Origin of the sequence: Nesterenkonia natronophila (genome assembly GCF_003595215.1) — a bacterium.
GTDB classification, from domain to species: domain Bacteria; phylum Actinomycetota; class Actinomycetes; order Actinomycetales; family Micrococcaceae; genus Nesterenkonia; species Nesterenkonia natronophila.
The window spans coordinates 766,172-787,205 of record NZ_QYZP01000002.1 but is presented as its reverse complement, the minus strand read 5'-3'; the positions used below and the strand labels follow the sequence as shown (position 1 = coordinate 787,205).

16 protein-coding genes are annotated in these 21,034 nt (G+C 62.5%); 3 read left to right on the top strand and 13 right to left on the bottom strand.

The annotated features are described in order from the left end of the window. Positions 1 to 230: 230 nt before the first annotated feature. From D3250_RS08730 to D3250_RS08700, 7 genes are all read right to left on the bottom strand, one after another. The gene (locus D3250_RS08730) at positions 231 to 2,255 is read right to left on the bottom strand and encodes a GmrSD restriction endonuclease domain-containing protein (protein WP_119902934.1); all 2,025 of its coding nucleotides are present in this window, start codon (positions 2,253 to 2,255) and stop codon (positions 231 to 233) included. Position 2,256: 1 nt separating this feature from the next. After that, positions 2,257 to 3,744 (bottom strand): DUF262 domain-containing protein, encoded by a 1,488-nt coding sequence (locus D3250_RS08725; protein WP_119902933.1) that lies wholly within the window; start codon positions 3,742 to 3,744, stop codon positions 2,257 to 2,259. A 624-nt stretch (positions 3,745 to 4,368) separates the two neighbouring features. Continuing rightward, positions 4,369 to 5,448: a redox-regulated ATPase YchF gene (gene ychF, locus D3250_RS08720; protein ID WP_119902932.1), complete on the bottom strand. Its 1,080-nt coding sequence runs from the start codon at positions 5,446 to 5,448 to the stop codon at positions 4,369 to 4,371. Between the two features lie 73 nt (positions 5,449 to 5,521). Beyond that, on the bottom strand, positions 5,522 to 5,851 hold the full coding sequence (locus D3250_RS08715; RefSeq protein WP_119902931.1) for a DUF202 domain-containing protein: 330 nt from the start codon (positions 5,849 to 5,851) through the stop codon (positions 5,522 to 5,524). 3 nt (positions 5,852 to 5,854) lie between these two features. Then, positions 5,855 to 6,205, bottom strand: a complete 351-nt coding sequence (locus D3250_RS08710; RefSeq protein ID WP_119903076.1) for a YidH family protein — start codon at positions 6,203 to 6,205, stop codon at positions 5,855 to 5,857. A gap of 38 nt (positions 6,206 to 6,243) precedes the next feature. Then, positions 6,244 to 7,011 (bottom strand): histidine phosphatase family protein, encoded by a 768-nt coding sequence (locus D3250_RS08705; RefSeq protein ID WP_119902930.1) that lies wholly within the window; start codon positions 7,009 to 7,011, stop codon positions 6,244 to 6,246. Positions 7,012 to 7,106: 95 nt separating this feature from the next. After that, complete coding sequence (locus D3250_RS08700; protein WP_119902929.1) at positions 7,107 to 7,658, bottom strand: hypothetical protein; 552 nt, start codon at positions 7,656 to 7,658, stop codon at positions 7,107 to 7,109. Between the two features lie 159 nt (positions 7,659 to 7,817). Here D3250_RS08700 and D3250_RS08695 point away from each other — a divergent pair, with 159 nt between their 5' ends. Continuing rightward, positions 7,818 to 8,453, top strand: coding sequence for an NUDIX domain-containing protein (locus D3250_RS08695; protein WP_119902928.1), 636 nt, complete (start codon positions 7,818 to 7,820; stop codon positions 8,451 to 8,453). 25 nt (positions 8,454 to 8,478) lie between these two features. Here D3250_RS08695 and ku read toward each other — a convergent pair whose 3' ends face one another. Next, positions 8,479 to 9,288: a non-homologous end joining protein Ku gene (gene ku, locus D3250_RS08690; RefSeq protein ID WP_119902927.1), complete on the bottom strand. Its 810-nt coding sequence runs from the start codon at positions 9,286 to 9,288 to the stop codon at positions 8,479 to 8,481. Between the two features lie 157 nt (positions 9,289 to 9,445). On the opposite strand from ku, the gene D3250_RS08685 reads away from it, so the two are divergent. Beyond that, positions 9,446 to 10,267 carry an alpha/beta fold hydrolase gene (locus D3250_RS08685; RefSeq protein WP_119902926.1) on the top strand — a complete coding sequence of 274 codons (822 nt, stop codon included), beginning with the start codon at positions 9,446 to 9,448 and terminating at the stop codon, positions 10,265 to 10,267. A gap of 15 nt (positions 10,268 to 10,282) precedes the next feature. Here the strand turns inward: D3250_RS08685 and D3250_RS12145 are convergent, their stop codons facing one another. After that, positions 10,283 to 12,655: an AAA family ATPase gene (locus tag D3250_RS12145; RefSeq protein WP_192892583.1), complete on the bottom strand. Its 2,373-nt coding sequence runs from the start codon at positions 12,653 to 12,655 to the stop codon at positions 10,283 to 10,285. 15 nt (positions 12,656 to 12,670) lie between these two features. Next, positions 12,671 to 13,900, bottom strand: a complete 1,230-nt coding sequence (locus tag D3250_RS08675; protein WP_119902925.1) for an MFS transporter — start codon at positions 13,898 to 13,900, stop codon at positions 12,671 to 12,673. 14 nt (positions 13,901 to 13,914) lie between these two features. On the opposite strand from D3250_RS08675, the gene D3250_RS08670 reads away from it, so the two are divergent. Next, positions 13,915 to 16,530 (top strand): ATP-dependent DNA ligase, encoded by a 2,616-nt coding sequence (locus D3250_RS08670; RefSeq protein WP_318778948.1) that lies wholly within the window; start codon positions 13,915 to 13,917, stop codon positions 16,528 to 16,530. Here the strand turns inward: D3250_RS08670 and D3250_RS08665 are convergent. The 3 genes from D3250_RS08665 to D3250_RS08655 form a co-directional block, all read right to left on the bottom strand. Then, positions 16,520 to 17,302, bottom strand: a complete 783-nt coding sequence (locus tag D3250_RS08665; RefSeq protein WP_225973238.1) for a DUF429 domain-containing protein — start codon at positions 17,300 to 17,302, stop codon at positions 16,520 to 16,522. The genes D3250_RS08670 and D3250_RS08665 overlap by 11 nt on opposite strands. A gap of 167 nt (positions 17,303 to 17,469) precedes the next feature. Beyond that, positions 17,470 to 17,751, bottom strand: coding sequence for a hypothetical protein (locus D3250_RS08660; RefSeq protein ID WP_119902922.1), 282 nt, complete (start codon positions 17,749 to 17,751; stop codon positions 17,470 to 17,472). Between the two features lie 265 nt (positions 17,752 to 18,016). Beyond that, a complete protein-coding gene (locus D3250_RS08655) occupies positions 18,017 to 20,572 on the bottom strand; it encodes an AAA family ATPase (RefSeq protein ID WP_119903074.1) in 2,556 nt (851 codons plus the stop codon). Positions 20,573 to 21,034: the final 462 nt, after the last annotated feature.

The following is a 21,034-nucleotide window of genomic DNA, read 5'->3' as shown; positions in this document are numbered from 1 at the left end:
CCACGTTCCGAAGTCGAATAACCTCTCGACCCACCGATCCACATCATCCCCGAACGGCGCCCAATGCCGTTGCCGGGTCCATACTTACGGTCTTACGGTCGCTGGGATAGGGGAATATCCAGTGCTTACATCGGCTAGAAGAGCCGGCTGGGGTTTGGACGCGCGCTTCCCCGTTCATCGACCTGAAGTAAGTCACCCGGGGACGGGGGCGTTCAGACGTCAGAGACTGATCAAACTCGCTCTCCTTCAAGCGCCCGGCGCAACAAGTCCACCATCTTATCGTGATGAGTTCGCACATCTGCGTCGTTCCAACTCCAGGTCTCCGCCTGCCGTGCCATCAGCTCGAGCTTCAGGCTTTGCCGCCGCGCGGGGTTTTGCGCCTTTTGGACAGGGAGGTAGTTGCTGAACTTTGAGTTGGTGCTCACGGTGACCAGCGCCAAGTTCCCGAACCAGTCGAGAAGGTGCGGATTTTCCAGGCGGTCTGTGAAGGAGGAGTGCTCGATATCCTCGGTGCGCGGGGAGAAGTGCTCCACGGAGGTGCGGTAGCTGAAGGTGAAGTCCCATCGGTTCATCTCCTCCACCAACAGGTAGTCCAGGTACGTGAACACGATGCGCGGGATAGCGAAGCCGAGCGCCATCCCATCCGGACCGGTATCCTCCTTGTCCGGGTCCGGGGTCATCGCCTCACGCAGGCGCTCGTGGGCATGGGACTCGAGACGGTGGAGGAAGCCTTGAGCTGTGATCTGCTCATCGTGATCGGCGAGTTCGGTGACGTAGCGCAGTGCGTCGGTCATCCAGTGCATCGTGCGAGGGGAGGTGTAGGTGATGCGCAGCGCCGACTGCAGCAACAGGATCCGTCGGTGCAGGCTGCGCGGTCCGGCACCGGATTCGTCAGCGGCGAATGTAGAGAGGTACCGGGGCATGTCCTGCCAGCTGTTGCCGCGCCGGGACGATCCTCGCGCGAGCCGGTACAACGACCAGCTGCCAGGCTCCTCGTCGGTGGTGGATTCGTGCCCGGTGGCCAGCGTCGCATCACGCTTGAGAATGAACTGGTCGAACAGGTAGCGGATGCGCAGCAGGTCCGTGGTGAACTTGCGCACCCAGTCGATCCGCTCCCACGGCGGCAGTGAATCGACGCGTGCAGAGAAGCGCTGCACTAGCAGTTTGTCGTCGAGCTGACGGTCATACTCCCGTGCGGAGCTGCTGCCCGCTCCCTTCACCGCGAGAACCTGCAGCAGCAGAGTCGGGAACGTGATCTGCGATGTGAACCGCTCACCGTCGTCGGAAACTTCCGACTCGGTCGTGACCGTGGTCTGGGAGTAGGCAGCCACCGCATCGTCGAGCGTCAGGGCGGTGGATTCGAGCGTTTTCGAAGCGTCATCGGCGGCGGGTAGGGCCGCTTCGGAGGTGGTGTCGATGAGCTGGGCACGCAAGCGGGAAAAATCTGATGTCGGCACCTTGTCCCAGTCGGGACCAAAGACCTCTGCGCGTTGGGAGGTGTTTCCGGCGGTGGCGCTCATCCCCACGTAGTGCTCCATATCGGAGCATGCTGTCCAGACGCGGTTCAGTAGGGCGCGATCGAGAGGGTCAGGCAGGTAGCGGAGGAGTCGCGCCTTGACGATGTCCACGGGACTGAGCTGTGCACCGCGCGTGTTCATGATCTCGAAGTACCGGTTCAGATCGGCGCTCCGGTCGATAGGCATGCGGACGACGCGGACCCTAGTGAGTAGATAGTCGATCACCCGGGGGCTCTGTAAGCGGGCACCGTCGGCCCCACCGTCCAGTAGCTGTTCGATGATCGTCGAAGCGCGGAGGATGCCGGAGTCCTCTCGATCCTTCTCATCCTCCCTCGGCTCATCGATCGTATCGGCGACGCCGCGGAGAGCGCGGGTGGCCCTCTCCCGAGCCTCGTAGGTAAGTGGCTGAAGCGGACCGATGCGATTCTGCAGACCTGGCCGGGAGGAGAGCTTGACCAGCAGGATATACAAGGTGGTCAGGCGCTGCTGTCCGTCGATCACGTCAAACGGCTCATCGACCCGTTGCGGAGGAGCAACCACAAGGTTGCCGAGGAAGTAGTCCTTGGCCTTCTCCTGCTCGGCCGCGTCGAAGACGTCGTGGATTAAGCGGTGTATCTGCTCCTCGCCCCAGGTGTAATTGCGCTGGTAGAGGGGGATCGAATAGCTGGGGGCGTCCGGGCTGAAGAGCTGCCCGACGGGGATGGCCTGGACGTCATCCTGAGCGACGGTCCGTGTCATCTCAGCGGGTCTCCTTCAGTAAAGTGAGGAGCCGTGCATCCTCGGGGTTGTCCGTCCGCGCCGTGGGCGGGGCGCTCATGTTCTCCAGCTTGATCTCCCGCGGATCGAGACTGTCGCGGATGGCGGAGAACAGGTTCACCTTGTTCAGGCCTTCCATATTGGTTCTGAGCCCTCGTGCGTAGTTGTCCGTGGTTCTCCAGCTCAGACGTTCGTACGCCAACCGGAGAGAGTATGCCCAGCGGAAGAGGTGGTCTCGTACCTGCGGCATATCGGTCTCGGAGTACTTGTTCGTGTAGTACAGGGCCGCGGCGACGTACAGCTCCCGGCAGTACCTGAATCGCGCCCCTTCGTGGAAGACCGTGAGCTCCGCACTCGTGAAGCCGGCTGTGTTGACGTCGGAAAAGAGCTCCTCGTCCAGCCGCTCATATTCCTCGAGCATGAACGCGGCGTAGTCGAAGAAGTACTTGCCCGCAGCGACCGGAGCATCGAGCTGGTGCTGGGCGCGCTTGAGGTCTCTGCGTGTCGCCGGGTCGGCATCAGGATAGGACCAATCCTGCAGGCCGGGAAGCACCGCCTTGGCAGCGCGATGGTATTCAGCCCCTGGCAGGCGGCGAGTGGACCTGCGGACTCCCTTGAAGATATCGAGGTCATCGGTGGCAAATGAATGCGCTGGCATGTTACGACTCCACCAGTGGATGCGGGCCAGGTAGGTGCCGAAGAGCCGGTCCAACTCATTCTCGTCGGCCCTCTCCCATCGCTCGACCACGGCGCGCTGCTCGGCAGTGCTGGCATCCACCATCTCGCGCAGGTGGAAAGCCTTGAGCAAGTCGTGCGGACGCAGTGATTTCCCTCGAAAGTTCTGCGAGTCAAAGAACTGGAAAGCCTCATCCTCGTCATCGGTGACGATCCTCAGAACTTTGACCTTGGCGTCGAGGAAATCCCGGTACCTGTCGACGCACCCCTGAGAACGTTCGAGGTCGGATACCCGTCGCGAGAGCTCCTGATGGACGTGGTGGATTGCCGTGTCCCCAGCCTGGAGATGGCGGATTCTCTGGCCGCGCAGAAGCGCCCGCAGCAGATGGAGGGTCAGGATTCGCTGCTGTCCATCGACCACCTCGAAATGCGACTCCTTCGGACGCCTCAAGAGGATGACGGTGCCCATAATGTACGAATGCTCCGGCCTGCTGTCGAGAGCCTCCGCGACATCGGTGAACAGCTGTGCCCCGATGCGTGGAGACCATGAGTAAGGGCGTTGGAAGTCCGGTATGCGCAGATCGGGAGCGTGAGTGCCTAACAACTCGTCGACGGAGACGAACTGCAGCATCTCGGGGTTGATCGTCATGTTGTCGACGGTAATCGATCGGTAGGACTCTGCACCAGGGGTCGTGCTGGAGTGCACTTTGGGCGCAGACCGGGCGGACCGAGGCCGTGCGCCTAGCCAGAAAGAATCCGCGTCCTCTACGAAGAGCGCGCTGAAGCGTGCTGTCATCACCAGGCTCGAGGTAGGCGAGGACCCCGCAGCTACCTAGATTCCCGGGGGCGGAGCCATCACAGCTGCAGTGGTGCTCGCTGCTTGGGCCTATCCCGGCCGCGTCCGCGGTGAGCCTGCTCTTGCCCGCACCGTTGTGTGAGTCACGAAGGAAAATCGGAGTATGCCCAAGAATTTTAGTCTAGCGGTCCGTGATGGTGCGGTCCCCATGGTCTACAACCGATTAGCCCTCGAAAGGGGCGCCAGAGCGCCGTCGATCCTTTCAGTCGCACCCTAACTCGTCATGGGCGAGGAGGCCCTGGGCATCTGGTTCACTTGACCGTGTTCCGCTGATTCGGGCAGGAGGCGATCCCCCGTTGAGTAATCAGGTTCTGAATTAGTGCGAACACGCCTCCCGAGCGGCTCTAGCCGTGTCGAAAGCGGTCCTCTGCACCTCTTCGCGGTGGCCGATTTACGACGCCGGAACGTCACCTGAATCAGCTTCGGCGCATACGTGAACTCCGAGGGGTTCGATTAACAGCCCAGACCAGCGCGACAAACGCTTAGCAGCCGATGATAGTTCACAACTCGAGTCACGATCTCAAGCTAGGGTAGAAAGGCAAAACCCCTGGCGAGGCGGCATTTCTACACGTTGAACTTGAAATCTACAACGTCGCCGTCCTTCATGATGTATTCCTTGCCCTCAAGCCGCACTTTGCCAGCAGCCTTGGCGTCGTTCATCGAACCTGCGGCCACCAGGTCCTCAAAGCTCACAATTTCGGCCTTGATGAATCCCCGCTGGAAATCCGTATGGATCACTCCAGCTGCCTCCGGCGCGGTGTCACCCTTGTGGATGGTCCACGCGCGGGACTCTTTGGGTCCAGCCGTCAGATATGTCTGCAGGCCCAAGGTACGGAAACCCACCCTGGCCAGCTGGTCCAGGCCAGATTCGTCCTGGCCGTTCATCTCGAGCATTTCCCGAGCCTCCTCGGCGGAGAGCTCCACCAAGTCCGCTTCAAGCTTCGCATCGAGGAAGACCGCTTCGGCCGGAGAGACCAGCTCAGCCAATTCAGCCTGCTTCTCCGCGGAACCGAGCACCGTGTCGTCGGCGTTGAAGACAAAGATCTGTGGTTTGGCGGTGAGCAGATTCAACCCGCGCAGCTGCTCCATATCCAGTGACTTCGCCTCTGAGAAGACTGTCCGCCCATCTTCAAGGACCTTCTGCGCCTCCAGATAGGCATCCAGCGTAACCTTGTCAGCCTTCTTGCCGGACACCTGCTTCTCCAGCTTCGGGATCGCATTCTCCAGGGTCTGCATATCGGCCAGGATGAGCTCCGTGTTGATGGTCTCCATGTCGCTGGTGGGATCCACTTTGCCGTCTACGTGAACGACGTTCTCATCCTCAAAGACCCGCACCACCTGGGCGATGGCGTGAGCCTCGCGAATATTGGCCAGGAACTGGTTGCCCAACCCCTCCCCCTCGGAGGCGCCCTTGACGATCCCGGCGATGTCCACGAAGGAGACCGTTGCAGGAAGAATCTTCGCCGAAGAGAAGATCTCAGCCAGCTTGTCGAGACGCTCATCGGGCAGGTTCACCACCCCCACATTGGGTTCAATGGTCGCGAACGGATAGTTCGCTGCCAGGATGGTCTGCCGGGTCAGTGCGTTGAAGAGGGTCGACTTGCCCACATTGGGGAGTCCCACGATGCCAATAGTCAGTGCCACGGTGGTCTAACTTACCGCGCCGTGGGGCATTAAGGCGATCACGACGACGCCGCGACCTCTCCCCATGCGTCTCTCACGTGACTGCCATCATCACCAGTGCAGCCGAACCTAGGCCGACCACGGCGAGCGCTAGGGCAGCCACGGTGCCCAGAGCAGGCGGATAACTCTCCCGACTAATGCCTCGTACCGCTTTGCCGAGACGACGCCGCTGGCTCAGTGAGATCCCGGCCGCCACTAGTGCCGCTCCGCAGAACAGCCCCAGTACCGCGGCACCGTGATATGGCGCCCAACGCAGCATAAAACCGGCGACGACCATCAGAAGCAGGGCCGTGCGAGTCCACGAAAGCAGAGTCCGTTCCGGCTGAACACCGGGGTCCTGATGGGTCAGTGCTGCAGCGGCCATGAGTTAACCTCGGATAAGAGCGATGATGACCACTACCGTGATCACGGCTGCCCCGACTCCGAGCAGCGGCGCGATGAGCGGCAGTGGCAGGGGTCTCTTGTTGCGGAGGCTTCGTTCGATCCGCAGCCAGCGGGTAAACGCGCCGGCGGCCAGCAGCGCTCCCAGCACCAGAAGCACCACGGCCAGCAGGGTCCGCACCTGCGGTTCAAAGATCTGCTGTGTGAGCGCCTCCACCGCCACGCCTCCGGCCAGCAGGGCCAACGACGTGCGAATCCACGAGAGGAATGTTCGCTCATTGGCCAAGGTGAAGCGCGGATCCGGGTCGACTCCGCCACCTAGAATGCGCTCCCGCATATCGGGTTTGGCGTTGGGGGGCTCAGATGCCACGAGGTTCAGCCAATCGCCACCGTGTCGGTGACCACCGGGTTGAGCAGCTCCGGCGAGAGGTTGATCAGCCGGAGCCTACACAGGTCGGTGATCTGCTCGTCGGTGAGGCTGCGGATCAGCGCCGATTCGGCTTCGTGATCTGTGGCGTCGGAGAGCCCGCCCCTCGGCAGGGATGAAGAGACGGGCCCGCGATGCAGAGGAATATCTATCACGCTGACCGCAGCCGGGGTCAGTGGAATGAACTGGTGACGGTCTATCAGCTTCAGGCCCTCAAACAGCACCCGAAGTGCCGCTCCGTGTGACACGGCTGCTGCGGTGCGGACCTCAAAGCTCAGATCAGTCGAGACACTGGGGGTGGCATCCGCCGTGCGACGCACAATGTCGAAGAATGCGCCCCGCATCCGAGTCACCAGTTCGTGGTAGGTCTCACCATCGGTGGGAGTGAAGGTGCCAGCGCGCCAGCCTTCGAACTGATCGGGGAAGCGATTCCTTATCTCCGCAGCGTAGCCGCCTTCCCATTCACCGAGGTCCTGTTCTGCCAGATCCGGCCTGATGCTCGGCTCAAGGTCGAGGCCGAACTGGGCGAACGTTTGGTGCGTGCGCACCAGCGAAGACACGTAACCCTGCTGGGGATTCTGCGCTCTGACAAACCCGCCCGTGATCTGCGCCTGTGTGACCCCCGATTCGGCCAGCGGAATGTCAGACCGGCCCTGCAGCCGGTGGGCCTTGTTCCACTCGGTCTCTCCGTGGCGGACCAGCACAATGCGGATCATTCTTGCTCCCTATGCGATGTCGGGTTCTATGCCCCACACTTTATGTCATCGCCTCACCGCACCGGGAGCCGATCCGCAGTGCCGGTGCGCCCGGCTCACAGGTTGCCGACCATCACCTCGGCGAGTTCCCCGAACTCATCCTCACTGGAAGCGAACGCGTGAAGCTGCAGCTGGAGCACCGTTTCCTCAGAACGCACCCACAGGTTCTCGCTGTCTTCGTCGAATACCGCCTCATCAGCGCCCCCGACCTCCGTGGGCTCGCCGCTGGCGATACTGTCAAAGAGTTCCTCACCGGGTATGTCACTGTCGCTGATGCTGAGCACGCTGACGCCCTGATGCTCAACCTCAGGGTGCGGCCACATGCATGAAGCCACTTCACCCAATTCGCCCATGGCCTCACCTTTACCTACCGGTTCGGCGATGACTGTCTCGATCTCCTCAGCGCTGAGGAGGTGGCACACGCCTCCCCCGCTGTCCTGCGGGTCATCACGGTCGGCACCGTCGGGCTCCAGCACGTCGGTCTCTAGATCGTTGGGATCCACCGTGGGGATCTCTGGTTCGTCCGAGGCGCAAGCGGCGAGTGAGCCCAGCAGAGCTGCGGCGCTCAGCGGAGAAAGTGCCCTGCTCGCGGTGGCGTATCCAGACATTGCGGTTCAACTCCGTGAGGTGTCGTCAAGGGACGCGCATCGGTCAGTGACACAACGTAGGCAAGAACTCTGCCCAGTGACAGGGCTCGCGCTGAGAGCTTGCTGGATGCACTCGGCGTGGGGGCGTCGTCGGGCATTGATTACCCGTAGGCTGAGCGCATGAATCTGCGCGACTCGCCAGCCGAGTATCCGATCACCACGTCGGGTGTTCTGCTGAGCACTCCAGTGTTCAATGTCGCAGAGGAACGCTTCAACTTCGGAACGTCGGGAGAGGAGCTCACCCGCGTCTTCGTCACCCATCCTGGAGCGGTGGCGGTGGTGGCAGTCGATGCAGATGACCGCGTCCTGCTGATCAACCAGTACCGGCACCCGGTACGCATGAACCTGTGGGAGGTCCCGGCCGGACTCTTGGATGTCCCGGGCGAGCCGATGCTCCCTGCCGCGCAGCGGGAGTTGGCCGAAGAAGCGGATCTGAGTGCAGCCAATTGGCATGTCCTGGTGGACTTCTACACCACACCTGGCGCGCAGAACGAGGCAATTCGCGTCTATCTTGCCGAGGGCCTGAGCCAGGTGCCTGAGGCTGAGCGCCACAGCCGGCAGGCCGAAGAGGCCGAGATGAGCTTCGCCTGGGTCGAGCTGGCCGACGCGGTGGACGCAATCCTAGGCGGGCGCCTGCACAACCCCTCAGCAATCGTCGGAATATTGGCTCTGCACGCCGTGCGCCAAGGGTCGGGCCGGCTGCGCGCTGCCGAGGCGGTCTGGGAGCACCACCCCCGCGGCGTCGCGCCCGCCTAACACTTCCGGCGGTTGGCCGGAATGCTCAGGCGGACTTCTTCTTGTCTGACTTCTTGCGCCGATCATCGACAGATTTCTTCAGAGCCTCCATGAGGTCCACAACGTTGCCGTCGCCCTCATCCTCGTCGTCGACGTCACCGAACATAGCGTCGGTGTCGAGCTCCTCCCCTGATTCGAGCTTCTCATCAATGAGGATCTGCAGCTGCTCCTGGTACTCATCGGTGAATCGTTCCGGCTCGAAGTCCTCGCTGTAGGACTCCACGAGGGAGGAGGCCATCTCCTGCTCTTTCTTGGACACCTTTGATGCCGGGATGTCGAATTCGGGTTCGCGCATCTCGTCGGCCCACCGCATACCTTGGAGCACAATCACGTCACCGCGTACTCGGAGCACGCCGAGCCGCGTTTTTGACCTAAGCGTGAAGGTCACTACTGCTGAACGTTCAGCGGCATCCAGAGTGCGCCGCAGGAGCACATAGGCCTTGGCGTTCTTGCCGGCCGGCTCCAGATAATAGGACTTGTCCATCACCATAGAGTCGATCTGATCCGCAGGTACGAACTGTTCGACGGCGATTTCCTTGGAGTCGTCCGCGGGGAGCTCCTCCAGCTCATCTTTGGTGATGACCACGGACTTTTCGCCGTCCTCATAGGCACGATCGATGTTCTTGTAGTCAACTGTCTTGTCGCAGACTTCGCATCGCCGTTGGTACCGGATACGGCCGCCGTCGGCGTCGTGCACCTGATGAAGGCTCACATCGTGACTCTTGGTCGCTGAGTAGAGTTTCACCGGCACGGACACGAGCCCGAAGCTCACTTCTCCAGTCCATATGGCGCGCATTGGTCGATCACTTGTCCTCGCGTTTGTGGTGGATGGCGGTCAGAGAAGTATCAAATCATCGGGGCCTTGGCGAAACCCTGACGGCGTTCCGCTGAGGACACTCGGTGTGCGTATCCTGACAGGTGCTATTGATCGACGCCGAACAGGAGACTTTTTCATGGCTGAGGACAGACTGACGATCAACACTCAGACGGTGGGCGACTCTGGGGAGATCGTCGCGTTCCTGCCTGGGCTGTTCGGCCAGGGAAAGAACTTCACTCAGATTGCCAAGGGCTTGCAGCCTGATTTTCAGTCTGTGCTGGTGGACCTGCCCAACCACGGAGCCTCGGACTGGACCCAAGAGTTCGATTACACCGCACAGGCGGACCTGGTGGCAGAGCACTTGCGCCGGACGGCAGCCAGTGACGGGCCCATCAATCTGGTGGGGCACTCCATGGGCGGGAAGGTTGCCATGGTGCTTGCGCTGCGCCACCCGGACTTAGTCAGCCGTCTTGTGGTGGTGGACATTTCGCCGGTGGAGCGCGAGTCCATGGACGAGTTCGAACATCTGCTGGACAGCCTCGCTGCGCTCGACATTGAGGACCTGAAGTCCCGAGGTGAGGCGGACACGCGTCTTCAGGAGCCGATTCCAGAGGATATGGTGCGGGGCTTCCTGCTGCAGAGCCTGTCCCGGACCAGCGAGGGCTTTCAATGGAAGGTCAACCTGAAGCTGCTTCGTGACTTACTGCCGACCATCGCTGGATTTCCTGACCTGACGGACTCCACCTATGAAGGCCCCGTCCTCTGGATTGCCGGCGAGAAGTCTGACTACGTCAAAGACAAGTACGGTCCCGCGATGCGTGAGCTCTTCCCCCGCACTACGTTGACTACCATCAACAACGCCGGCCACTGGGTCCACGCTGAGCAGGCTGAAGTCTTCACCAACGTGGTCCGGGGATTCCTCTCCGGCGCCGATGCCTGCAATCCCGGCGAAGGCTAAGCGGAGGGCAGCTCCTCAGGAACGCCCCGCCCAGGCGAAGAAGTCGCTGGCGCCGATGACCAGCTTGCCCCACTGCTGGGCGTTTTGGGCTTTGCGGGACTGGGTGCCGAACTCGGCGACGACCAGCACGTCGCAGCGCGTTTTCGAGACGTTCTTCACCGGTGCGAGCCCGTGCTGTTCGGCCAGAGCGTGCATGTCCTCCCGGGACCACTCCCGCCCGTCGGGTCCGAAGGTGGTTCCGGTGAAGCAGATCCGCGCCCCGGAGACGAAGACCTCGTCTAGCAGGAGTTCGGACTCCTCCGCGTCTCCTGAGTCCGGGAGGATCTGCTCCCCGAGCAGCTGTTCCACCTCCCTGATCCGGCGCGCGAGCTCCGCCGGCACCATCACGCGGCTCACTGCAGCCCGCAGCTGATCCGCCAGCAGCGGCCGGGCGGCCTGATGCCACTCGTCCTCGCTGTGCCGTACTTCTGCGTTGTGCGGCCGGGCGGCACGGGCGGCCTCACCTCGTAGCACCGCCCCGACGTCACGTGAGATATCCAGCAGAGCCGCAAGCCCGGGCAGATGGTCGAAGGATGGCGTCGGCATCGCCGCGTCCCGGGTGAGCAGGTAGCCGATCCCCTCCTGCTCAGCGTCGGGCTCATCAAGAGGCGTGGCCGAGGAAGTCCCGGCCGTCTCTGAATCGAAACTCTTTAACGCGTGCCGGGCAGCGTCGAGCGCTGAAGCAAACCCCTGCGAACCCGCACCACCGACCTCCAGGCCGAAAGCCAGGGGGACCACACGTCCCAAGCGCTTCATTTCAAAGTCGATCAAGCCCAGTGTGCGTTCGATCCCAACTCCGACAGGTGTGTATCCAGCCGCCGCGTGGCTGATCAGGGTCCACGCCTCCACCAAGGACGGCGCGAGGAGCACGTCCGCCGCAGAGATTCCGTACGCGTTGCGCGCATCGGCCAGATCACGCTGAGGGTTCACCAAGGTGCTGATGGCGGTGCCGTCCTCAAACGCCACGGCGATTTCCACGAGTCGGGGCCGGTCACGGGTCCCCTCGTTGCCGACCGTCAGCACCGCCACCGAACAATAACGACGCGCGGAATCCGCAGCGGTGGTTCTGCGCAGGAACCTCAGGATCCGGCGGTCCGTCTTCATGTCCTTGGGCAACACCGGTCGGGTGAGCACCAGCCCCTCTAAGGAGGTGGCCCGGCTGAGGGCTACATAGAGCTGACCCGGTGCGAACGTCCCGCCGCGCAGGTCCACGACCAGCCGGTCCAGGGTCTGGCCTTGGGACTTGTGGATGGTGATGGCCCAGGCAAGTTTGAACGGCAGCTGGGTGAACGAGCCGACGACCCGGTGTGACACTCCATCAGAGTCAGCCACAGGCTGGGTGATCTCCCACCGGTGTGGCGTCACTGTGACCGTGTCTCCGTGACGCAGCTGAACCTGGACGCAGACCTCACCGTCGGCGGTGGTTCCCACGCGGCTGATCTTGCCCAGAGTGCCGTTGACCCACCGGTCGAGGGGGTCGTTGTTCAGCAGCATGATCTGCGCCCCGGTCTTGTAGACCAGCTCGCTGGCGGTGGGCTGTTCGAACCCGTCGGTCTCCCCGGTGAGCTGAGCGAAACTGCGGTGCTCGGCGGCGTCGAGCGTCTCCAGCCTCTGCCGGTTGCGGGCATTGGCGATCCTGTTGGTGGTGGCCAGAGTCAGCCAGAACTCACCCTCCTGGGGTTCAAAGTCTGGGTCCACCCGGGTGTTGAGCTCCTCCCGGGCGGAATGCAGCAGCACACCTTCCCGCGCGGCATTGAGCAGGGAGGTCAGCCGCTGGTCACCCTGCTGCCTGAACACCTGGGTCAGCGCCACAGTGGGAAAGTCCTCTTCAAGGTACTGCGCCGCGGAAAAGAAGTAAGGGGTGTCGTAGGTGGTCTCAAAAATCTGCTGCTCGTACTGAGGCACCACCGGTGGCAGCTGCAGGAGGTCCCCGACCAACACCAGTTGCACTCCCCCATAGGCGCGGCCGGGGCGCGGACCGAATCGCTCCAGTGCGGCGACGATCTGGTCGAACAAGTCTGCCCGTACCATGGAGGCCTCATCGATAATCAGTGTCTGCAGGGTGCGCAGCGTCTCGGCGAACCGGCCGGGGTAGTACCGGCCATTGCGGATGTCGGCGATGGTGGTGGTCGGGTGGAGGCTGAACAGCCGGTGGATGGTGTAGCCCTCGACGTTCAGCGCAGCGATCCCGGTGGGCGCGGTGACGATGACGTTGCGCTCCGTCTCGGCCATGAAGGTGCGGATCAGCGTGGACTTACCCGTGCCGGCCTTGCCGGTGAGGAAGAGGTTCTTGCCGCCGTGGAGCAGCTCCAAGGCGTGAGCGAACTCCTCAGTTCTGACAATCGTCATGCGTATGCCCTCCCCTCACGTGACTTCACTGTATCGGCCGGCACCCAGCGGCCGCGTCCAGCACACGACGGCAAGGACCACTCCGACGGTGCCGATCACGACCAGCACCAGGGAGACCGCTGGCAGTCCGATGGCCGCACCCAGGATCCCGGCCAGCGGGTAGGTGAGCAGGAAGCACGCGTGGGAGAGGGAGAACTGAGCTGCGAACACCGCCGGCCGGTTCTGCTCGGTGCTGCCCCGGCGCAGCAGCCGGGCCGAAGGGGTCAGCACAGCTGAGGTCGCCGCGCCCAACAGCACCCAGGTGACAAGCAGCGCCGCCCACTGGAGGGTGCCGTCGATCCACGACATGAACCCTGGGGCAATCAGCAGCAGGACCGGCAGTGCGATGCCTCCGAAGAGCATGACCAGGCGGTCCGGAACGGTCTCCAGGAGCTTCGGCATGAGCAGCGCCACCAGCATGGATCCGCCGCCGTAGACACCGAGCATCAGCGCCACATCAGCTTCTGACCGGCCCAGATCACCCTGGACGAGCACCACGGTGTTCACTATGACCATTGCGGTGGTGGCGGCCACCACCAGGTTCAGTCCCATGAGTCCCCGGAGCTCCGCACTGGTCCAGAAGACTCGCACGCCCCGGGTCAGGCGCTCCACGAACGGAGCCGGTGCCGACACCTCCCCCACCGGGAAGCGTGAGACGCTGACTAACACCGCGGAGACCATGAAGCCGATGACAGTGCCCACAAACAGGTTCTGGTAGACCAGGACTGTCAGCAGGGCGGCCGCAATCATGGGGCTGAGCAATGATTCCAGGTCGTAGGCCAGACGGGATAAAGAGAGCGCCCGCGTGTAATCGTCCTCATCAGGAAGGACCGAGGGGATAACCGCCTGGAAGGTCGGGGTGAAGGTCGCCGAGGCAGACTGGAGCAGAAAGATCAGAATGTAGATCTGCCACGCCTCGGTGACTAACGGCAGCGAGAGTGCCACTCCCGCGCGGATCAAGTCGGCGCCGATGAGTACCGGTTTGCGGCGGACCCTGGCCAGCAGCGCCGCGGCTACCGGAGCCACGGCCACATAGGCGATCATTTTGATGCTCATGGCGACACCCAGGACAATTCCGGCGTCGCCTCCGGCGATGTCGAAGGCGAGCAGTCCCAGCGCGACAGTGAGGACCCCGGTGCCCAGCAGCGCAATGACCTGCGCACTGAACAGCTTTGCGTAGGTGGGGTTGCGGAGGACACCGATCATGCGACCATTCTCCAGTGGATAGCGCCCATGGGGAGGGACACCGCAAAGTCCAGCCAACTCTCAGCCCTATCGCCCAACAATGGACCATGGCACCCAAGCAGCAGACCGTGACCGTGGCGGGCAGGAAGCTGAAGCTGACCAACCTGGACAAGGTCCTGTACCCGAAGGCCGGGACCACCAAGGCTGAGGTCATCGAATACTTCCAGACCATCGCTCCGGTGATGCTGCCCCATGTGCGCCGCCGCGCGGTGACCCGCAAACGCTGGCCGGACGGCCCCGGCACCGCCACAGACCCCAAGGACGCGTTCTTCCGCAAGAACCTGGAGGATTCCGCGCCCTCCTGGGTGCCGCGGCTGGGGTTGCAGCACTCCGACCACGTCAACACCTATCCCCTGGCTGAGGATGAGGCGGTGCTGGCCTGGTTCGGCCAGGTCGCCGCGTTAGAGCTGCACGTGCCTCAGTGGCGGTTCGACGCCGCCGTCACCCCCTTCATCCCCCAGGACCAGGACGGCGAGCCCCCGGTGGCTGAGCGGCGGAACCCGGACCGACTGGTGCTGGATCTGGACCCGGGCCCGGGCACGGATGTCACCGACTGCGCGCAGGTGGCCCGCTGGTGCCGGGAACTCCTCGATGACATCGGCCTGCCCAGTGTGCCGGTGACCTCCGGGTCCAAAGGCATCCACCTCTACGCCGCACTGGACGGCAGCTACACCTCGAACCAGGTCTCAGAGGTCGCCAAGGAGCTGGCGCGCTCGCTGGAGGCTGACCACCCCAAGAACGTGGTCAGCCAGATGAAGAAGACCGCCCGCAAAGGCAAAGTCTTCATTGACTGGTCGCAGAACAACGCGAACAAAACCACCGTGGCACCTTATTCGCTGCGCGGCCGGCCCCAACCGTGGGTGGCCGCTCCGCGGACCTGGGAGGAGTTAGAGGACCCAGACTTGGGACAGCTGACCTTCCATGAAGTGCTGGAACGCGTCGCCGAGGGGACTGACCCCTTGGCAGACTTCGGGCGCTACACCGACCCCAGTGACGCAGACTCCCCGGCGATGGCGGAGTCGGTACCGAAGAAGACCGAGCAGAAGACCACGGACATTGAGGACGCGCTGACCAAGTACCGGTCCATGCGCGACGCCGCCAAGACCCCTGAGCCGGTGCCCGACGATTCCCCCGCCGCCCGTGAGGGTGACCCGATCTTCGTGATTCAGGAACATCACGCCACCGCGCTGCACTACGACACCCGCTTGGAGCGCGACGGCGTGCTGGTCTCTTGGGCGGTGCCCAAGGGCCCGCCGTTGGAGGTCGGCGGGCAGGGCCTGGCGGTGCAGACCGAGGATCATCCCATCGAGTACGCCGAGTTCGAAGGCACCATCCCCAAGGACGAGTACGGCGGCGGGGAAGTCTCGATCTGGGATTCGGGGACCGTGGAGATCGAAAAGTGGGAGGACAAGAAGGTGGTCTTCGTCCTCCACGGCCAACCCGAGGGCGGCCTGGGCGGCAAGCCGCGGCGCTACGCCCTGGTGCAGACCGATGACAAGGGCAAAGATTGGCTGATCCGGCTGATGAAGGACCAGCCAAAGCAGACGACAGTGCCCGAGACCCAGGAGAAAACCAGCACCCACACCAAGTCCTCCTCGCGCAAGCCAAAGAATAAGCCGAAATCCGAGCCCGCACCGCTTCCGGACCCGCTGCCCTCCCCCATGCTGGCCACCATGGGCACGGCGAAAGACCTGCGCGGCGAGGACTGGATCTTCGAAGCCAAATGGGACGGCTACCGGATCCTCTCCGCAGTCCACCATCCCACCGGTGAGGACAACGCGGGCACAGTGGAGCTGCGCAGCCGCAATGGTAAGGACTACACCACAGTCTTCCCAGAGCTGAGCGAATTAGCGGACCTCGCACCCCCCGACACGGTTCTCGATGGGGAGGTAGTGGCGCTGAACTCCGCGCACCGGCCCGACTTCGGGCTGCTGCAGCGGCGGGGCCGACTGACCAAGAAGCGTGAGATCGACCGCGCAGCAGAGCGCATCCCGGTCCACTACATGGTGTTCGACGTGCTCCACACAGCCGAACACGGAGACCTCACAGACCGCCCCTACACCGAACGCCGCCAGATACTCCGCGAGCTGGTCACCTCCGGCAAGCAGGTGCAGGTCCCGGAGGATCTGGGTGACGAGCTGGACCACGCCATGGAGGTCAGTGAGGAGCTGAAGCTGGAGGGGATCCTGGCCAAACGCGCGCAGAGCACGTACCGGGCGGGCAAACGCTCCGATGACTGGATCAAGATCAAGCACGACAACCACGCCGACGTAGTGATCATTGGCTGGCGCCAAGGCAAGGGCGGCCGAGCCAAGACCTTCGGCTCGCTGCTTCTGGCGATAGAGAACGACGACGGCGATCTCACCTACGCCGGCCGGGTGGGCACCGGTTTCAGCGACGCTGAACTGACGGAGATCCGTCAGCAGCTTGAGAAGATCACCCGCAAGACTCCCCCAGTCGACGACGTTGCCCGCGAGGACGCTGGAGACGCCACCTGGGTCACGCCGAAGCTCCACGCTGAGGTCAAGCACTCAGGCATCACCCGGGATAACCGTCTGCGCCACCCTGCCTGGAGCAAGCTCAGAGATTAGGGCTCTGACCAGGTTTTCTCCTCTCCGATGGGACGTGAATCCAACCCTCGCTCAGAGCGAGGTCATGGTCCGTTGTGTCCGGAGCCCAGGTGCGCTGGGCACGGGTCTCACGGGCGACCAGTGCCGCAATCACTGCATCAAGCACGTCGTCGGATACCACGCATTCTTCACGAAAACCGTTCCAGTCCAGCTGGGGAAAAGCGGCGTCCAACCCCTCAACGATCTGCTCTCGTACAGCACGTGCGGTGGTCGACTTGTAGCCACGGTGCGGCAGACCCCACCAGCGCAGTGCCGCGGCTGGATACACTTCGCATACGCGGCCGGAGCCGTCTCGGACGCAATCAATGCCTCTTTCTCGAAGCCGTGCTTCGACTACGGTCCAGCGCAGGGCCGGATAGGCGATCCGGTCGGTGGCCACGCTCAGGGGCCTCAAGCCAAACCGCTCACCGACCAACAAGTCAGTGCGTCGCATCGCCATGGAACGGCGCCAAGCAATGTCGGAAGTTCCCAGTCCAGTGAGCGCACCGGTGGAGTGCGCCCACACGTGCTCAACGAAGGTCTGTGGCCACCCCAGGGGGACGTCCACGCCAGTCTTATCGGCCGCGATGACCATCTCGACGACGGCACCGTCCTCGACCCCGAGCCTGGCCTCCTCAATAACGAGCTCCTGCTGATCGGAATGCCCCGTGATCACTGCGAGACCGGTGCGCGCTGGCTCGGCCGCCAGATCAACGCCCGCGTATACCAGCCCCTGGTGAGTCCCGGCCATCATTCTCATCCCTCCTGCCCAGCATCGGTGATCACGCCGAACCAAAAATTAGTGGCACATCACGCCCGCTGATGACTATTGTGCCCTTCCTAGCGGAAGTTCCGCGACGATGACAGATGCGGTTCTCTCCCAAACCTCGCCCAGCAATACGTACCGGTGCTTCTGCCATTTCAAGGTGTGCGCTGCACAGCTGCACTGCCCCCAGGTTTGAAAGCTTCAATCACGCCGACGTCATCTTCACCGGCTGGGGCAGGGGCTGGGAGCCGGGCGCGTCGATAGGCGGTTGGGTGTGGAGATCCTTCGAAGATGGGAGTGACCACACCGCCCATCTGAAAGACCTCGACGTGCCCAAGCCTACTTTCACCCGTCCTGACCTCAACAGCTTCTGTCAGCTCAATGACCTCGGTCTGATCGTCACAGGCCAGCACATTCGCCGCGAGGTAGCCAAACAAGAGGCACGCCTCGTAGCCGTATCTAGGGGGCACTCACCCGTGGGTGTCGTCATAACCGAGGAAGCCTCCTAGCTCGCGGGTCAAGGGAAGGCTCCGGGATTGCGGTGGCGGGGTCTTAGAGGCCCAGGATAGTGATAAGAGCCAAGACTCCGACGATCGGGCTTCCGGCGCGTCGAGGTCATGCATGAAGTGGTACTCGCCGTGCACCAACGCCCCTCAACCTGGGTTTGTCGCGACTAGTGGCTCCGCCTCGGAGTCGTCTCAGTCACGAAGATTGGTACCTCTTCACCTTCTTGAACCAGGTATCGAGCACCTCGATCTCCTCATTCAACTGGTCGACAGTTGGGGCCGTGTAGTTCATTGCGGGGTGTGGGTCGTGTCGTGATGCCCACCCCGAAATGCGCTTATAGGAGTCGTCGTAGGTCTTCACGTCCTCAGCTGTGACTCGGCCCACCACTCGCAATTTGCCAACCCGGACTTCCAAGGATGTGTAGTCCACCAGAGGCTCGGCGAGAACCTGGCTGATAATGCGCTCCCAAGTCTGAGACATGCGACCAGCGATGCTCTCGGTTTCTCTGAGGTAGTCGCCCTCAATCATCCCCTCCTCGTAACGGCGCAGCGCCGCAACTTCTTGCCGCAACGTTTCTATGCGTTGGGCAGCATCCCGCGCTGTCCAGGGGTGATGCATAGTCGTAAACCCCGGGCCAACCTTGCGTCGCTGTTCTATCCCTCGCGTCGCGAAGTGCACCTGGGACTCGCTCGCAGCCTTTCGCAGCATCGTGGTGAACGCTACATCGTGAGTGAAGATGACAACTTGACGTTCTTCAGCCAATGCAACAATTCCCCGTGCAACAGACTCGCGCTTCACGTGGTCGAGGGACGAAACGGGATCATCGAACACAAGAGCAGACTTGCTTACGTCAAAGTGGGCTTCGGTGAGGAAACCAGCGAAGCCCAGCGCTGTCTGCTCTCCTTCTGAGAGCACTTCAATAAGTTTCACTCCAGGTCGTGCGTTCAGAAAGTCTGCCTTATGCAATAGAGCGCCTTGTCGGGCTTTGGTGGCCTTGAAGGTAACGCGCTCTAGGCCGAGGTTACTTGTCTGGCGCATGAAACGGGCGTGCGCCTCCTCGGTTACGTACCTCCGAGTCAGGTCGCCCGCCTTGTCAGTGATTGAGCGGGTGTTGGCTTCCGAGAACTTCGAGTTGAGCGCGGCGACCTTCTGAAGCCTGGTTCGTTCCGCCTCTATCAAATCGCGGCCATCGCGCATCGCGATTTGGTCGCGCAGGCGCTTTTCTTTGGCTCGAGCCTCGTCTATTTCCTGTGCGAAGCCTTCTGACTTTACCTCTGCAGCTCGGCGGCGGTGCTCGGCAGCCGCCGTCCGCAGCCGAGTCAACTGAGCCCGGAGATCGACCGGAGTTAGCTGCTCGCCAGCAACCATCGCGTCTTTTTGAATCTGGAGTTTATCTAGGAGCGGGTCGAGCGACTCCGCGAAGTCGCCTTCTCTCTGCAGCACGGTTGCGATGGCCGACGACACCTCGCGAGGAGTAATGTCCACTTGTGCGAGGTCACATCGAAGGCGTTCAAGCTCACGCCCGGCGGCCTCAGCTTCTTGCGCGGTCGTGTCCGTGACGAATTGGTGGAACCTGGTGAGCCGGTCTGATGCATCGTCGCTGAGTTTCTGCTGACACAGGACGCATACAGCGTCATCCTCGGTATGAGGGAACGTATTTTCCGGATGCACCTCCTTGGAGTATGCTTCCGCCGCACGCCACAACGTTTGCCATACGCGCGATCCGACTCCAGAAAGTGGCTCGTCTGCGAACGCCTGACGTGAGGCGAGGCCAGCTGCGTGTTGGGTTGTCGTCACGCTTTCGGCCAGTTCCTTAAGCCGCTTCTGACCCTCCGTCCCGAGAGCCTTGTCGAGGGCTATGAGATGCTGACGAACCGCCTCGAGCGCAGACGCGGTTTCGGTCAGTTGCCGTTTCTCTTGAGTCGGGTCGCAACTTCTGAGACGTGCGATCTTGTTCGCCTGATTCTGCAGCCGCTCCTCAACGTCTGAAGGACACGCCACTGCCGCGCTTATGGCGTCGTCTGCGGTTGAGGCGCTCAGGCTTCGGAGGAAGACCCCACCGGGACCGAGGGCATCTACGTTGGGCAAAGCGCCAGGGTGACTTGCTGCTTGCTTCCAACCTTCAATCACGTGCCGTACACCTGTGCAGACCGCCGCAAGGTCGTCTAAGAGTTGGACCGCAGCCGGTCGATACGAGATCTCCGCCTCGGTTGTGAGATACGTGTCACCGCAGTGCTCATCATAGAAGGCAACTCGGCTGAGGTCGGGATCGGCTGGCTGTCCCAATTGGGCAACACGCTCGCTCGCGCCCACAGCGAAGACAACCTCCCCTGCTTGCTCCCCCGGTGTTTGAGCGAAAACATCCGTCAAAATGTCGGCGCGATGTCGCGTTCGTACCATTGACCGGATCACCCTTGCGTACCCGGACTTGCCACTGGCATTGTGCCCGAACACGACCGTGAGTCCTTCTGGCGCGAACGTGAGCTCCTGACCAGACGCAAGACGGTTGACGTTCGTGAGTCCTCTCACCGCTACGATGCGGACTGGCTCATCCTTCGTGGCATGCGTAGGTGCCAGTTGAGCGAACCAGCCGCCGTTTGGCGGTGGCTCGGGATTTTCGAAGAGGGTCCGCGCGATCTCCTCATGGTCCTGCGGTCCGAGCGCTTCGCCCCCGGCGATTCGGGCCAACGCCTTTTGCTGCCACCATGGCCTCGACTTCGCCCAGTCCAACACGTCCTCGTAGGCGCTCATCCGCACGCTCCTTGACTCACCGTGCCGAATGAGGGTAGACGGTGGGCGGGCAGGGAGGTAGTCACTGGCCACCCCCGCCTCATACGGTGCCTTGGCGCTTTGGACGTCGTGGACCGCCGCACGCACGCAATGCTTGACGAGGACAAGGACAGGCAACATTCCGCCCGTCTCGGCCATGGACTGGATGTGGCGGAAGCCTTCTCCTTACCAGGCAACTCGACTATCTCGGGCTGATGCTCCTTAAAGACTGGCCCAAGTGTATGCCTTTCGGGCAAGGCAACGATCTCGGCCTCTAGTTCAGCGCCGCGTCGCGGGTCCGTCTTACGCGCCCGCCTCACCAACTCCGTAAGTGTCGACACCGAGGGGGCTCCTTAGTCGTATCTAGCAGAACGTCCAGACTACTTCCTGTCTTCAGAGTTTTGTCCGCGCCGGGAGCCCGTCGACTACAAGTTCAACGTGTTG

Coding starts and splice junctions, on each gene's coding strand:
- D3250_RS08730 (WP_119902934.1), bottom strand. CDS start 2,255: ATGACACGGACCGTCGCTCAGGATGACGTCCAGGCCATCCCCGTCGGG.
- D3250_RS08725 (WP_119902933.1), bottom strand. CDS start 3,744: ATGACAGCACGCTTCAGCGCGCTCTTCGTAGAGGACGCGGATTCTTTC.
- D3250_RS08715 (WP_119902931.1), bottom strand. CDS start 5,851: ATGGCCGCTGCAGCACTGACCCATCAGGACCCCGGTGTTCAGCCGGAA.
- D3250_RS08710 (WP_119903076.1), bottom strand. CDS start 6,205: ATGCGGGAGCGCATTCTAGGTGGCGGAGTCGACCCGGATCCGCGCTTC.
- D3250_RS08705 (WP_119902930.1), bottom strand. CDS start 7,011: ATGATCCGCATTGTGCTGGTCCGCCACGGAGAGACCGAGTGGAACAAG.
- D3250_RS08700 (WP_119902929.1), bottom strand. CDS start 7,658: ATGTCTGGATACGCCACCGCGAGCAGGGCACTTTCTCCGCTGAGCGCC.
- D3250_RS08695 (WP_119902928.1), top strand. CDS start 7,818: ATGAATCTGCGCGACTCGCCAGCCGAGTATCCGATCACCACGTCGGGT.
- ku (WP_119902927.1), bottom strand. CDS start 9,288: ATGCGCGCCATATGGACTGGAGAAGTGAGCTTCGGGCTCGTGTCCGTG.
- D3250_RS08685 (WP_119902926.1), top strand. CDS start 9,446: ATGGCTGAGGACAGACTGACGATCAACACTCAGACGGTGGGCGACTCT.
- D3250_RS12145 (WP_192892583.1), bottom strand. CDS start 12,655: ATGACGATTGTCAGAACTGAGGAGTTCGCTCACGCCTTGGAGCTGCTC.
- D3250_RS08675 (WP_119902925.1), bottom strand. CDS start 13,900: ATGATCGGTGTCCTCCGCAACCCCACCTACGCAAAGCTGTTCAGTGCG.
- D3250_RS08665 (WP_225973238.1), bottom strand. CDS start 17,302: ATGATGGCCGGGACTCACCAGGGGCTGGTATACGCGGGCGTTGATCTG.
- D3250_RS08655 (WP_119903074.1), bottom strand. CDS start 20,572: ATGAGCGCCTACGAGGACGTGTTGGACTGGGCGAAGTCGAGGCCATGG.